Origin of the sequence: Limimaricola cinnabarinus, from assembly GCF_002723615.1 — a bacterium.
GTDB lineage: Bacteria > Pseudomonadota > Alphaproteobacteria > Rhodobacterales > Rhodobacteraceae > Limimaricola > Limimaricola cinnabarinus_B.
This window is the reverse complement of the sequence record NZ_KZ304955.1, coordinates 97,373-111,532: the sequence shown is the minus strand read 5'-3', so window position 1 is coordinate 111,532 and position 14,160 is coordinate 97,373. Positions and strand designations below refer to the sequence as shown.

Genomic DNA, 14,160 nt, shown 5'->3' with positions numbered 1-14,160 from the left:
ATCACGTCCGGGACGCCCGGTCCAGACAGGAGACAGCGCATGAACGCCATGACCGACCTCAACCGCAATTACATCGCAGGGGCCTGGGTTGCCGGGGCCGGCGAGATCGAGAACCGCAACCCCTCGGACCTGTCCGAGCTGGTGGGCCGCTACGCGCAGGCCAGCGCCGCGCAGCTCGACGACGCTTTGGCGGCGGCGAAGCGGGCGCAGGCGATCTGGGCGGGCCATGGCCCCGAGCGGCGCCATGACGTGCTGATGGCGATCGGCACCGAGATGATGGCCCGCGCCGCCGAGCTGGGCGAACTGCTGTCGCGCGAGGAGGGCAAGCCGCTCGCGGAGGGCAAGGGCGAGATATACCGCGCAGGCCAGTTCTTCACCTATTACGCCGCCGAATGCCTGCGCCAGATCGGCGACACCGCCGACTCCGTGCGCGCGGGCGTCGAGATCGACGTGCGGCGCGAGCCGGTGGGCGTCGTCGCGGTCATCAGCCCGTGGAATTTCCCGACCGCGACCGCGAGCTGGAAGATCGCCCCCGCGCTGGCCTTCGGCAATGCGGTGATCTGGAAGCCCGCCAATGTCACCCCCGCCTCGGCCGTGGCGCTGACCGAGATCATCAGCCGCCAGGACATCCCCGAGGGGCTGTTCAACCTCGTCATGGGGGCGGGGCGCGAAATCGGCCAGAAGCTGGTCGAGAGCCCCACGCTCGACGCCATCTCCTTTACCGGCTCGGTCCCCGTCGGGCGCGGCATCGCCCGCGCGGCGGTCGAGAACTTCACCAAGATCCAGATGGAGATGGGCTCGAAGAACGCGCTCGCGGTGATGGACGACGCCGATCTCGACCTTGCCGTCAGCCTCGCGCTCGGCGGTGCCTTCGGCGGCTCCGGCCAGAAATGCACCGCCTCCTCGCGGCTGGTGGTGCACGAGGCCGTGCATGACGCATTCGTCGAGAAGCTGGTCGCGGGTGCCAAGGCGATGAAGGTCGGCCATGCGCTGGAGGAGGGCACGCAGATCGGCCCCGTCGTCAGCGAGGAGCAGCTCAAGGCCAATCTCGATTACATCGAGCTGGGCAAATCCGAAGGGGCGACGCTGGCCTGCGGCGGCGAACGCCTCAGCCTTGCCACCGAAGGCCATTACATGTCGCCCGCCGTCTTCACCGGCACCACGAACGCCATGCGGATCAACCGCGAAGAAATGTTCGCCCCCATCGCCTGCGTCATCAAGGTCGGCTCCTATGCCGAGGCGCTGGACGTGGTGAACGACACCGAGTTCGGCCTGACCTCGGGCATCGTCACCCGCTCCATCGCGCGTGCCACGCATTTCCGGCGCAACGCGCGCACGGGCTGCGTCATGGTCAACCTGCCGACCGCCGGGACCGACTACCACGTGCCCTTCGGCGGGCGCGGCAATTCCTCCTACGGCCCGCGCGAGCAGGGCTCTTATGCGGCCGAGTTCTACACCACCGTCAAGACCGCCTATATCGCGGCCGGCACGCCGGAGGAGCTGGCGTGACCTACAGGATCGATGGCCTGCAATACGCCAACTGGTCGGAAAAGATCTTCCGCCAGATGCGCGAGGGGGGCGTGGACGCGGTCCATGTCACCATCGCCTATCACGAGAACTTCCGCGAGACGGTGCTCAACATCGAGGCCTGGAACCGCCGGTTCGAGCGGTTCCCGGATCTGATCTTCCAGGGCCGGACCGGCTGCGACGTGCGCCGTGCGAAGGCCGAAGGGCGCACCGCGATCTTCTTCGGCTTCCAGAACCCCTCGCCGATCGAGGACGACATCGGCCTCGTCGAGGTCCTCCACACGCTTGGCGCGCGCTTCATGCAGCTGAGCTACAACAACCAGTCGCTGCTGGCGACGGGCTGCTACGAGGCCGAAGATCCCGGCCTCACCCGCATGGGCCGCGAGGTGATCGAGGAGATGAACCGCGTCGGCCTCGTCGTCGACATGAGCCATTCCGCCGAACGCTCGACGCTGGAGGCGATCGAGCACTCCGCGCGGCCCATCGCCATCACCCATGCCAACCCGGCCTTCTGGGCGCCCGCGCGGCGCAACAAGAGCGACGCGGTGATCCGGGCGCTGGCCGAAACGGGCGGCATGCTCGGCTTCTCGCTCTACCCGCATCACCTCAAGGACAAGGGCGGCTGCACGCTCGAAAGCTTCTGCGAGATGGTCGCGCGCAGCGCCGAGATGGTGGGGGCGCAGAGCCTCGGGATCGGTTCGGATCTGTGCCAGGACCACCCCGACAGCGTGGTCGACTGGATGCGCATGGGCCGCTGGACCAAGCGGGTCGATTACGGCGAAGGCTCGGCCGCCGCACCCGGCTTTCCCGACATGCCGGAATGGTTCGCGGATAACAGGGATTTCTCCAACATCGAGGCCGGGCTGCGCGCCGTGGGCTTCGACCAAAGGGAGGTGGCCGGGATCATGGGAGAGAACTGGCTGCGCTTCTTCGACAAGAACTTCGGCGCCGCGGAGGAGGCGGGGCTGAGGGCGGCGGCCGAGTAGCGCCGCGGGACGGATCTTCGGCAATTCCTTCAGGGAGGATGGAATGACGGACCAGACACAGAGCCCGGCGGCGGCGGATACGCCCGACCCCGGCCATATCAACAAGCCGCTCTTCGCCATCACCGGCGGCTTCATCGCCCTCTTCTGCCTGATCGCGCTCGTCGATCTGGAGCTGCTCTCGTCGATGGTGGATGCGAGCTTCGCCTTTTCGGCCAGGTATTTCGGCCTCTACTGGCAGTTACTCCTGCTGGCGACCTTCCTGATCGGCCTTGTCCTCGTCGTGCTGCCCGGCGGGCGGGCGATCATGGGCGGCCTCGCGCGGCCCGAATTCTCGGTGTTCCAGTGGGGCGCGATGATCATGTGCACGCTGCTGGCGGGCGGCGGCGTGTTCTGGGCCGCGGGCGAGCCGATGGCGCATTTCCTGTCCTCGCCGCCTCTGTTCGGCGCCGAGGCCGGCACGCCTGCGGCCGTGGCCCCGGCGCTGGCGCAGAGCTTCATGCATTGGGGCTTTCTCGCCTGGGCGATCCTGGGCGCGCTCTCGACCGTGATGCTGATGCATTACCACTATGAAAAGGGCCTGCCTCTGGCGCCGCGCACGCTGCTCTACCCGCTTTTCGGAGATCGCGCGATCCGCGGGCCGATCGGACTTGCCGCCGATGCGTCCTGCATCATCGCGGTCGTCGCGGGCACCGTGGGGCCGATCGGCTTTCTCGGGCTACAGGTCAGCTACGGGCTGAACGCGCTGTTCGGCCTGCCCGACAGCTTCGCCACGCAGGCGATGGTGATCGCCGGTCTGGTGACGCTCTACACGATCTCGGCCATGTCGGGGCTCACCCGCGGCATCCAGCTTCTGAGCAAGGTCAACGTGATCCTCGCGGGCGCGCTGTTGCTGTTCATGCTGGTGTTCGGCCCGACCGCCTTCATCTTCGAAAGCTATGTCGCGGGCTTCACCGGCTATATCGGCAATTTCTTCCAGATGGCGCTCCATCGCGGCGAAGCCGGTCTGTTCGGTGAGCCGGGCTGGCTCGGCTGGTGGACGGTGTTCTTCTGGGGCTGGTTCATGGGCTACGGCCCCTTGATGGCAATGTTCATCGCCCGCATTTCGCGCGGCCGCTCGATCCGCTCGATCGTGATCATGCTGTCGCTGGTGGCGCCGATCATCACCACCTTCTGGTTCACCATCATCGGCGGCTCCGGCATCGCCTTCGAGCTGGCCGAGACGGGCTCCGTCTCCACCGCTTTCGAGGGCTTCAACCTGCCCGCGGCGCTTCTGGCGATCACCCAGCAGCTGCCGATGGGCTTCATCGTCTCGCTGCTGTTTCTGGTGCTGACCACGATCTTCGTGGCCACCACCGGCGACTCGATGACTTACGTGATCTCGGTCGCCATGTCGGACGAGGACCGCTCCTCGATGCCGGTGCGGGTGTTCTGGGGGATCGGCATGGGGCTGGTGGCGATCATCCTCGTCTCGCTCGGCGCGGGCGGTGTGGGCAAGCTGCAGAGCTTCATCGTGGTGACGGCGGTGCCGGTCTCGCTGGTGCTGCTGCCCTCGCTGTGGGACGCGCTCAGGATCACCCTCGCCAAGGGTCGCGAACGCGGCTGATCAGGTCGCCGGGCGGCCCGCAGGGGGCCGCCCGGATCAATACGTGGTATCGTGCAACGAGGAGGCGCGTGATGAAACTCGACCAGCTGAGCCCCGACCGCGTGGCGCTGCGCTCCCCCGAAACGGTGATGCGGCTCGCGCGCATGGGCTCGTTCCATCAATCCCGGCTGTCCTTCATGCGGGTGCTGCTGCGGCGGCTGAAATCCGAGAACTGGCGCTTCGAGCGCCGCGCCTTCGAGATCGACGGCAAGGGCGTGGGCCATGCCGTCTACACGATGCACGGGCCCGAGCGCAGCTACAGCCTCGTCGCCTTCGCCCATGACCTGCCGCCCGAGCAACGCTCTGACCGGGTGATCGCCACCGCATGGGACACCACCTTCACCCTGTTCGACGGGCTGCCGTCCGGGGCGGACATCGAGCGCCTGTCGCGCAACGTGCCGCTGCAGGAGGCCGGGCGCGTCACCTCTTCGGAGCTGACCGTGTCGCGCGCCAACCGTTCGGGGCGGCTGTTCGAACATGTCGTCGAGTGCCTGAGCCGGGGCGCGCAGCCCGACCGGGCGCAGATCGACGCCGTGGGCTACCTGATGCGCACCACCGCCGTCTACGGCTCGGGCAAGCTCGGCGCCGCCGACCGCGAGAGCATCTGCGACCGCCCCGAATTCGCGGCCCCCTTCCAAGCCGAAATGCTGACCGTCTTCCTGATCCGCGGCTTCGTTCTGGACCTCGTCGAGCATCTCGCGAAGGTCAGGGGCGGCGCCCGCGCGGTGACCCTCGACCCCGCCCTGCGCCGCCGCTTCGGCATCGGCAATTCGACCGGGCTCGGCATGGCGCCCTTCCTGCTCAACCATCCGATCCTGCTCAACAACTGGATCGAGACGCGCGAGATCGCGCTGGCGCGGGTCAGGGCGCTGCCGGCGGCTTTGCCCGCCGAGGCGGAGGCGTTTCGGATCATGCTGCGCCGCGGGCGGCGCAATGTCGATGAGTGGCAGTCCGAACACCCGGTCCAGCGCGGCAGGATCGCAGGGCTGAAGGCCGATCTCGACCGGTTGGACAGGCATGTCGCAGGCGGGGCGCTGACGGGCGCATCGCCCTGGGATCGCCTTTATACATGGGCCGAGACCGCGCTGAGCCTCGAGGGGCAGGAGCTTCTCGTGGCGCTGATGATGGAGCCCTATGGCGCCCTGGTCGACGATCTGCCGATGCGGATGAGCGCCGACGAAACCGCCGGTTTCAGCATCGAGGGCGGCATGACCGTGGCGCGCCTGCGCGACATCCTCGAGCGCGACTATGCCTGGGCGCTCGGGATCGACTGGGACAGCCCCGATGCCCAGGCCCGCGCCTGGTATGTCTCGGCAGAAAAGCTCGAACCGCGCCTCGGCGAACGGCACCTGGAGCCGGTCGCGGCCTATGAGCAGCCCCTGGCGCCCGGCCGCGACGCGGCGCTGCTGTTCGAGGCCTTGAAGCGCGAAGCCGGGGAAACCCGTGTCGCGGATGTCCTCCTGCGCCACCCCGAGCATCGCCACATCCTGCGGCGGGTGCAGATCGCGTCCCGTCATCCCTATGCCGAGATCCGCGACAACACCGTCGGCGCCGATGTCCTGCCCATCGACCTTTTGCGCGCGAAGCTCTCCTTCTTCGGCGCCTGCCATTTCGATCCGCGTTCCGACCGCTGGGTGCGGATCAACATGTTCCGCAACGCGCCCTTCCCGCATGAGCTCGCCGACATGGAGTTCGCGGGCTGGATCTATCCCGCCCTGCCGGAGGTGCAGCCATGATCTGCTCGCTCAACGAAATCGAGGCGCTGTCGCGCAAGGCGGCGCGCGGCGCCGGCATGAGCTGGGGCCTGGCCGAAGAGGCGGGCAAGGCGGTGCGCTGGCTCAGCGACAATGGGTTCGCCGGCCCCTGGCTTCTGGCCGAACTGCTGCGCCGGAATGACGGGACACCCTATGCCGATCTCGTGCCGCGGCCATCGGATGGGATCTGGCGCGCGCGGAGCGGGCCGCTATGCCCGATCATCGCCGGGGCGCTGATCTGCGACCGGGCCGACGAGCTGAAGGCCGGGGCGGCATTGCGCCTGCAGGAGGTCGCGGTGCCGCTGCTTCTGGCCCCCTTCGCCGCCGCGGCCTCCCGCTCCGCCGGGGTGGCGCTGGCCCTCGAATGGCAGGGTGTCTCGCTCCTCTTCGGTGGCGGCGCGCCGAAGCTGGACGGGGCGGCGGGGGCCACGGCCACGGCCGGGCCGGTCACCCTGTCCACGCGCGAGGGACAGGCCCCCGCAGGGGGGCCGGCCGCCCCTGATCGTCACGTGACCGCCGAGACCTTCCAGATCCTGGAAAGCTTCGCCTTTCGCACCTATGCCCCCGCCACCGAGGCAAGCCGCGCCGGGGCGGGGGCCGGGAGCGAGAGGGATTGATGCAGACCCGCTTCGCTCTCTCCGTGGGCTTCCTCCGGGCCTTCCTTGGCCATGAGGGCCGGAGCGAAACCGGGCCGGACCATCAAAATCAATCCGGGGCCGGAATAAAACCCTTTCGTCATCCGTCTTTCCTTCGAAGCTGCCCGTGAACAGGCGCAGTGATGGAGGGAGGAACGATCATGACACTGTTACCCCGGATCAAGAGACGCCATTTCCTGCTCGCAGGCACCGGTGGCATCATCGGTGCGGCCGCCGGTCTTCCGGCCGTCGCGCAGGACGGCAAGGCGCTGCCGGATTACGTGGCCTGGAAGGATGCCGACGACCTCATCGTCCATTCCAAGCAGACGCTGGAAACCCGGCGCGGCGCGATCGGCTCGGGGCTGGTGACGCCGAGCGAGGATCTCTACATCCGCAACAACCTGCCCGCGCCTTCCGAGGAGATCGTGGCGGATCGCGATGCCTGGGAGGTGAATGTCGAGGGCGTGGCCGAGCCGCGCGCGATCACCTTGGGCGAGCTCAAGACGCTCGGCGTCGAGACCGTCGCCTGCGTGCTGCAATGCTCGGGCAACGGGCGCGCCTTCTTCGATCACGAGACCAGCGGCACGCAGTGGTCGGTCGGCGCCGCGGGCAACGTGGTCTGGACCGGCGTGCCGGTGCGCGACGTGGTGGCGGCGATGGGCGGCGTGGCCGATGGCATGGACTGGCTGACCGGCACCGGCGGCGAGGAGATCCCCGAAGGCGTGCCGAAGGAGACGATCCAGGTCGAGCGCTCGGTGCCCAAGGCCGCGATGGAGCGCGCCATCCTCGCCTGGGAGATGAACGGCCAGCCGGTGCCTCTCGCCCATGGCGGACCGCTGCGGCTGGTGATCCCGGGCTATTACGGCGTCAACAACGTGAAGTACCTCAAGCGGCTGGCCTTCACCGAAAAGGAATCCCCCAACAAGATCCAGCAGACCAGCTACCGGGTCCGCCCGGTGGGCGAGAAGGGCGCGCCCTCGCAGCCCTCGATGTTCGAGATGAACGTGAAGTCCTGGATCACCGGCCCGCTCGAGGATGCCGAGACCGGCAAGGTGCAGATCCACGGGGTGGCGATGGGCGGCACCGAGACGCTCGAAAAGGTCGAGGTCTCCACCGATGGCGGGCAGAGCTGGAACGAGGCGCAGTTCCTCGGGCCGGACATGGGGCCCTATGCCTGGCGTCCCTTCGTGCTGATCGCCGATCTGGGGCAGGGATCGCACCTGCTGGCCAGCCGGGCCACCACCGTCGGCGGGCAGGCGCAGCCCGAAGAGGTCGAGCCGAACGAGCGCGGCTACGGCCATAATGGCTGGCGCGCCCATGCGGTCGACGTGACGGTCCTCTGATCGCGCAAGCATCTTCCCGTCCGGCGGTGGGGCGCCGGGCGGGATCACCAATCCCAGGGGAATATCCAATGACACGCTTCAAGACACCGCTCATGGGCCTGGCCCTCGCGACCGCCATGGGCGGCGGCGCCGCGGCGGCGCCGGATCACGAGCGCGGGCGCGCGCTCTTCAACGACAATGCCCTCATGCCCTGCAGCGCCTGTCACGCGCTGGCCGATGCCGAGGCGGAAGGGGCGGTCGGCCCCGACCTCGACGAATTCGCCCCGACCATCGACCAGGTGCGCGCGGCGGTCACCAGCGGGATCGGCATCATGCCGGCCTTCTCGGAGGATCTCGGCGAAGACGAGATCGAGGCCATCTCCGCCTATGTGGCCGGTGTCACCGGGGCGGCGGAGCCGGAAGGAAGCAAGGCGGAGATGCCGTCTGACCCCGATACCACCGACGCCTCCTGAAGCCGGTTGCCGGCCGGCATGCCTTCAGCCGCATGCGCGCGCCGTTTTCAGGCGTCCCGCCAGGACAGGCGCGTTTCGCGAGCCCGCGCCGGCGCGCAGATAGGCGGCGATGGAGGCGAAACGGCGGGGGTCCATGGCGCGGGCCACCATCAAATGATGCGTGGCCCCGTCGCGCCAGGCGACCTGCATCAGCGCCGGGTCGTCTTCGTGGATCGGCGCATCTGCGACAAGAAGGGTGAGGCGGCAGCCATTGCGGCCCACATAGTGGCCCGCCTTGATGCCACCGATCTCGCGCTCGGCCATGAGGGCCAGCCCCGCCAGCTCCAGATCGGGCAAGCCTGCCTGCGGCGACAGCGCCGCAGCGCGGGGCGCCTCGGTGAGCGAAGCCGTCTCCCGCGCCAGAAAGCTCGCATGGATCTCGCTTGCCGAGGGGGATCGGTCGAAGGGGTCGACCCCCAGCAGGGCGACCGCGGCCAGACCGGCGGCCAGGCTGATGCCCAGACCGCCAGCCAGCCAGCCAGTCAGCCCGCCAACCTGCGCGCCCCTTCGGCGCCATCGCCCGATCGGGACGTCGCGCAAATTCGCGGCATCGCCGGTCGGGCGCAGGGCCCCGAGATCGTGCTTGAGGCCGCGCATCTCGTCCAGAACCCGCGCGAGCGACGGCTCCCTCTCGAGCCGCCGCGCGAGCTCCGCCTGCTCCTTCGAGCCGAGCTCGTCATCCAGATAGGCGCCGAGCAGCATCCAGTCCCGATCGTTCATTTCCGTCATCCCGAGGGCTCCCCCGCGCCATGCGGCCTGTCGCGTCCGAGAAGATCGAGCATGTGCCTGCGCGCCCGGCTCAGGCGGCTCATGGCGGTTCCGACCGGAATATCCATGACTTCGGCCGCCTCGCGGTATTTCAGCCCCATGATGTCCACCAGAAACAGAACCTCCCGGCAGGCCGGCGGCAGCTTGGCATAGGCCATTCTCGTCAGCACCACCCGTTCGGTGCCCCCCATTTGCGGCGTCTCGTTCAATAGACGTCTCTCGCCTTCGGAATATTCCCGGCGCACCCTGCGCTTTCGCAGCTCGTCGTAATGCAGGTGGCGAAGCACCCGGAACAGCCAGGGGCGCAGCTCGTCGATCCTGCGCGGCGGGGCCTTTGCCCGCATCGCCCGCTCGACGGCGTCCTGAACGAGATCCTGGGCCTCGTGCCGGGCGTCGCAGATCGCGCCCGCATAGGCCCGCAACTCAGGAAACAGGACTTCGATCTGACGGTGCAACTGCATGGTGTATGGCCTCTACCACGGGGCCGCGCCGCGGAGAAGAAGCTCTCTGAAGGTCGCAGGCCCGGCGAAGGTCCGATCTGGCCGGGCGCCGGGGATGTGACCGCCCCCCGGCGGCATCGATGCGCCTGTCAGATAAATTGCGGCATGCCCTCGGCATCGAAACCGATGCGATGATGCCGCCTGTAGCGCTCGACCAGGCTTTCCTCTTCGCGGGCGATGCGCGCCGCGTCCCAATCGAGAATGCCGGCGAGCGCCCGGACCAGCTCCGACAGCGCGGCGCGGGGCAGGGGGCGTTCCAGAAACAGCGCCCCCCTCCCGAAGAGAACATCCTGCGCGCTGTGGACCACCTCGTGCCGCGCGATGAAGGCGAGCTCTTCGTGCGAGACCTCGGGGAGATGCGTCAGGAAAGTCTCCGGCCCCTTGAAGGCGTTCGCGATCAGCCGCGCCCGCGAGCCATAACAGGCCAGAAGCCGGGCCGCCCGGCCCCGCGACAGGCCCGTGGCGGCAAGCTCCGACAGGAGCGCCTCCGCATCGCCGGTCCCTTGCGACAGGCCGGTGCCGCCACCGATCGCCAGCTCTTCCGTCGTGCGCCGCCGCTCCCGGCCCAGACAGGACAGCGCCGCATCCGTCACCCCGGCCGAGAAGGAGCGGAAGGTCGTCCATTTGCCGCCCACCAGTGACAGGATCGGAAAGCCGCGGCCCTGGGTGGCAGGGCGGACGGGCATGGAATGATCGCGGCTGATCGCGCCCGGGTCCGAGGCGTCCTGCGCGGGCAGCGGGCGCACCCCGGCATAGCTGAAGAAGATGTGGTCCCGCGTCACGGCCACCTTGGGGAAAATCCGCCGGAAGGCGTCGAGCAGGTAGTCGACCTCCTCGTCGGTGCAGACCACCCCGTCGGGGTCTTCGGTCGGGATGTCGGTCGAGCCCAGAAGCACGTGCCCCATGAAGTTGGAGACAAGGCAGATCCGCCCGCCTTCCGCTTCGAAATACATCATCCGCCCTTCGAGGCTGCGCGCGAAGACCGGCAGGTCGAGCAGCAGGTGGCTGCCCTTCGTGCCGCCGATCATGCGGCCTTCCTCGCCCGCGGCGGCGTTCACCCGGTCGATCCACGGGCCCGCGGCATTGATCATCAGGTCGCAGCCCACCAGGAAGATTTCGCCCGTCATGGCATCGCGCAACCGCGCCCGGCCGCTCTCGATCCCGTCGAAGCAGACATGGTTCAGCGCCATGCTGGCAGGGTTCGCCTCCATCCCGTCGAGCGCCAGTTCGACCACCAGCCTTTCGGGCGAGGTGATCCAGGCGTCGTAATAGGAGGCAGCAATGCGGATCCGCGGATCGAGATCCGGGATCTCGCGCAGCGCATCCTCGCGCCGGATCATCCGGTGCCGGGGCATGACGCGGTTCAGCCGGCCATAGATGTCGTAAAGCGTCAGCCCGAGCTTGATCACCGCCGCGCCGCGCTCGGTCAGCTTTGCCGGACGGCGCAGGAACCGGCGCAGCGCCGGAAGGATGCCGGCCGTCCAGGAATAGATCGGGATGATCATCTCGAGAGGGTGGACATAATGCGCGGCGTTCCGAAGCAGGCGGTTGCGCTCCTCCGCGCTTTCGCGAACCAGGCGGAAATCCCCGGTTTCGAGATATTTCAGGCCGCCATGGATCATGCGCGACGGCGCGCGGCTGGTGCCCGAGCAGAAATCGCCGCGCTCGACCAAGAGGCAATCGACCCCCTGCAGGGCCAGGTCGCGGAAGGTCCCCATCCCGTTGATCCCGCCGCCCACGATCAGCACCGGGACGTGCCGCGTCTCGCGCAGGCGCTGCAAAAGGGCATCGCGCCCGGTGTCGCTCATATCCGTCCTGCCCTTGTCTGAAGATCGATCAGGGCGGCGGCGGCGTCCCTGTAGCGGGCATAGCCCTGCCGCAGCCGGGCAGCCGCCGCATCGCCGGGCTCGTAGCTCATGAGCGGCCCGGTGGTGCGCGCCCGGGCCTCCTCCCAATCGGCGTAGATCCCGCAAGCGAGCCCGGCGCAGATCGCGACGCCGAGCGCGCCGGCCTCGAGCGTCGTCGGGACCTCGACCCGCCGTTCGAGCGTGTCGGCCATCATCTGCGCGAAATAGGGGTTGCGGCTGCTGCCGCCGGTCAGCCGCACCGAGGCGATGCGTCGCTCGGGGTCGAGCGCATCGACGTGCTGGCGATGGTTGAAGGCGATGCCCTCGGCCACGGCGCGCAGCATGTGACCGCGCCCGTGCCAGCCGCGCAGGCCCAGAAAGGCGCCCGCCATGTCCGACCGGTAGGGCGAGCCGAAGAGATAGGGAAGATAGAGAATGTCCGAGGGGTCCTGCTCGACCGCGTCGAGTTCCTGTTGCAGCATCGAGAAGGGATCCTCGGTTGCCAGCGCGTCACGCGCCGCCTGCTGCACGAACCAGTCGAGATTGGCGCTGGAGGCGGGCGAGATGGACATGCAGTTCCATTGACCGGGCATGAGACCGTTGCGGGTCAGCCAGCCGGGGCCGGACCGCGGCGCGGTGCGAAAGGTCTCGTTGATCGAATAGGTGCCGGCCACCAGAGCGAGAACATCCGGCCCGGTGACGCCGGACCCTACCGCGCAGGCGACGACATCGTGCAAGCCTGCGGCGACCGGCAGGCCGATGGGCAGGCCCGTGGCCGCCGCGGCTTCGCGCGTGACGTGACCTGCGACCGCGCCGGGAAGATGCACCGGTGGCAGCGCCCCCGACAGGTCGCCAAGACCGAAAAGCGCCAGCGCCTGCGTGCTGTAGGATTGGCTGCGCATGTCGGTGAAGGCGACGCTGGCTTCGGTGAAGTCGGTTCCGATGTCGCCGGTCAGGCAATAGCGCAGCCAGTCCTTGCAGGACAGGATCGCGCCGATGCGGACATATCGGCCGGGGTCGTTGTCGCGGATATGGGCAAGCAGGGCCGAGGGGGAGGCGGGAAAGGGTTGCTGGCCGCACAAGGCGAGGGCCCGATCCGTCGTGCCATCGGCGTCCCAGCCTTCGACGAGCTTTTGCGCCCGGCTGTCGAGCGAGGTCGCCGCGGGGCCCAGTGGCGCCCCCGCGCGATCGAGCAGGTAGAGCCCGTCGCCATGCCCGGCGATCGCGACGGCCGCGGGGGTGACGCCGTTGCCCTCCGCTTGCGCGGCCGCCTCCAGCGCGGCGCGGATGGCACGAGCGGAGGCCTCCCAATGCTGTGCCATGTCGCGCTCCACGTGATGCGCGACGTCCTCGATCCGGGGCACCGAGCATTTTCCCTGCGCGACCACCGTGCCGTCCGTGCGGAACACCACCGCTTTGGTGACTGTCAGGCCACTGTCGAGGCCGAGCAGGTACTGCGTCATGTCAGCTCTCCCTTGGGATGCGGTGATGATCGGGCCGAGCCTGCCGTGCGATCCCGCCCATGATCAAGGCGGCTCCCTCCGGGCTTGCTGCCTCGGAGGGGGCCGTTTCGTGCCGTGCGGCCCGACGCGCCCCGGCCCCGGCCCCGGCCTTGCTCAGGCCGCGCGGTGGAATGCCGCCATCTTGTCGAGCGGCAGGGCGCGGATGCGTTCGGCATGACCGGCGGTGCCGAAGGCTTCGAACTTCTCGACGCACAGCTTCGTCACCGCGGCCATGGCGGGCTTCATGTATTTGCGCGGGTCGAACTCGGCCGGGTCGTTCGCCATGGTTTCGCGAATGGCGGAGGTGATCGCCAGCCGAATGTCGGTGTCGATGTTGATCTTGCGCACGCCGTGGCGGATGCCGCGCCGGATTTCCTCCATCGGCACACCCCAGGTCGGACGGATCGCGCCGCCATGGGCGTTGATCGTCGCGCAGAGATCCTGCGGCACCGAGGAGGAGCCGTGCATCACCAGGTGGGTATCGGGCAAGCGCTTGTGGATCGCCTCGATCACGCCCATCGCCAGCACCTCGCCATCGGGTTCGCGGGTGAACTTGTAGGCGCCGTGGCTGGTGCCCATGGCGACGGCGAGCGCGTCGACGCCGGTCTCGGCGACGAAGCGCTCGGCCTCCTCGGGATCGGTGAGAAGCTGCTCGTGGGACAGCTTTTCCGTGGCGCCGTGGCCGTCCTCCTGGTCGCCCATCCCGGTTTCGAGGCTGCCAAGCACGCCCAGCTCGCCTTCGACGGAGACCCCGGCGGCATGCGCCATCTCGACGACGCGGCGGGTGATGTCGCGGTTGTAGGCGTAATCCGCCGGGGTGGTGCCGTCGGCCTTGAGCGAGCCATCCATCATCACCGAGGTAAAGCCGTTCTGGATCGCGGTGACGCAGGTGGCGAGATCATTGCCGTGATCGAGATGCATGCAGACGGGGATATGCGGGTACTGGTCGACCAGCGCGTCGATCAGCCGGGCCAGAACGCCATCGCCGGCATAGGCGCGCGCGCCGCGGCTGGCCTGGAGAATGACGGGCGCCTGTGCCTTGTCCGCGGCGGCCATGACGGCGAGGCCCTGCTCCATGTTGGAGATGTTGAACGCAGGCACGCCGTAGCCATTTTCGGCGGCGTGGTCGAGAAGCTGGCGAAGCGTGATGCGGGCCATGGGGTGT

Annotated in this window: 12 protein-coding genes; 7 read left to right on the top strand and 5 right to left on the bottom strand. The window is 68.6% G+C overall.

Features of this window, described 5'->3' with window-relative positions; genetic code table 11:
• Positions 1 to 48: 48 nt before the first annotated feature.
• The 7 genes from CJ301_RS07535 to CJ301_RS07505 all read left to right on the top strand — a co-directional run bounded on the left by CJ301_RS07535 (position 49) and on the right by CJ301_RS07505 (position 8,339).
• The gene (locus tag CJ301_RS07535; protein WP_099276078.1) at positions 49 to 1,509 is read left to right on the top strand and encodes an aldehyde dehydrogenase family protein; all 1,461 of its coding nucleotides are present in this window, start codon (positions 49 to 51) and stop codon (positions 1,507 to 1,509) included.
• Entirely contained in the window at positions 1,506 to 2,513 is a 1,008-nt protein-coding gene (locus CJ301_RS07530) for a membrane dipeptidase (protein WP_099275917.1), read from the top strand. Before CJ301_RS07535 ends, CJ301_RS07530 begins: the two co-directional genes overlap by 4 nt.
• A 43-nt stretch (positions 2,514 to 2,556) precedes the next feature.
• Positions 2,557 to 4,116 (top strand): BCCT family transporter, encoded by a 1,560-nt coding sequence (locus tag CJ301_RS07525; protein ID WP_099275915.1) that lies wholly within the window; start codon positions 2,557 to 2,559, stop codon positions 4,114 to 4,116.
• Between the two features lie 71 nt (positions 4,117 to 4,187).
• Positions 4,188 to 5,891, top strand: coding sequence for a hypothetical protein (locus CJ301_RS07520; RefSeq protein WP_099275913.1), 1,704 nt, complete (start codon positions 4,188 to 4,190; stop codon positions 5,889 to 5,891).
• Positions 5,888 to 6,526, top strand: coding sequence for a DUF3726 domain-containing protein (locus tag CJ301_RS07515; protein ID WP_099275911.1), 639 nt, complete (start codon positions 5,888 to 5,890; stop codon positions 6,524 to 6,526). The genes CJ301_RS07520 and CJ301_RS07515 overlap by 4 nt, the downstream gene beginning before the upstream one ends.
• 179 nt (positions 6,527 to 6,705) lie before the next feature.
• Positions 6,706 to 7,887: a sulfite oxidase gene (locus CJ301_RS07510; RefSeq protein ID WP_099275909.1), complete on the top strand. Its 1,182-nt coding sequence runs from the start codon at positions 6,706 to 6,708 to the stop codon at positions 7,885 to 7,887.
• A 68-nt stretch (positions 7,888 to 7,955) separates the two neighbouring features.
• A complete protein-coding gene (locus tag CJ301_RS07505) occupies positions 7,956 to 8,339 on the top strand; it encodes a c-type cytochrome (protein ID WP_216823257.1) in 384 nt (127 codons plus the stop codon).
• A 24-nt stretch (positions 8,340 to 8,363) separates the two neighbouring features.
• On the opposite strand, the gene CJ301_RS07500 is transcribed toward CJ301_RS07505, so the two are convergent.
• From CJ301_RS07500 to fba, 5 genes are all read right to left on the bottom strand, one after another.
• Positions 8,364 to 9,080 (bottom strand): hypothetical protein, encoded by a 717-nt coding sequence (locus CJ301_RS07500; RefSeq protein ID WP_162620454.1) that lies wholly within the window; start codon positions 9,078 to 9,080, stop codon positions 8,364 to 8,366.
• A gap of 23 nt (positions 9,081 to 9,103) precedes the next feature.
• Positions 9,104 to 9,607: an RNA polymerase sigma factor gene (locus CJ301_RS07495; RefSeq protein ID WP_099275905.1), complete on the bottom strand. Its 504-nt coding sequence runs from the start codon at positions 9,605 to 9,607 to the stop codon at positions 9,104 to 9,106.
• A gap of 128 nt (positions 9,608 to 9,735) precedes the next feature.
• Complete coding sequence (locus CJ301_RS07490; RefSeq protein WP_099275903.1) at positions 9,736 to 11,454, bottom strand: glycerol-3-phosphate dehydrogenase/oxidase; 1,719 nt, start codon at positions 11,452 to 11,454, stop codon at positions 9,736 to 9,738.
• Complete coding sequence (locus tag CJ301_RS07485) at positions 11,451 to 12,956, bottom strand: FGGY-family carbohydrate kinase (RefSeq protein ID WP_099275901.1); 1,506 nt, start codon at positions 12,954 to 12,956, stop codon at positions 11,451 to 11,453. The genes CJ301_RS07490 and CJ301_RS07485 overlap by 4 nt, the downstream gene beginning before the upstream one ends.
• Before the next feature lie 153 nt (positions 12,957 to 13,109).
• Positions 13,110 to 14,153, bottom strand: coding sequence for a class II fructose-bisphosphate aldolase (gene fba, locus CJ301_RS07480; RefSeq protein WP_099275899.1), 1,044 nt, complete (start codon positions 14,151 to 14,153; stop codon positions 13,110 to 13,112).
• Positions 14,154 to 14,160 lie beyond the last annotated feature (7 nt).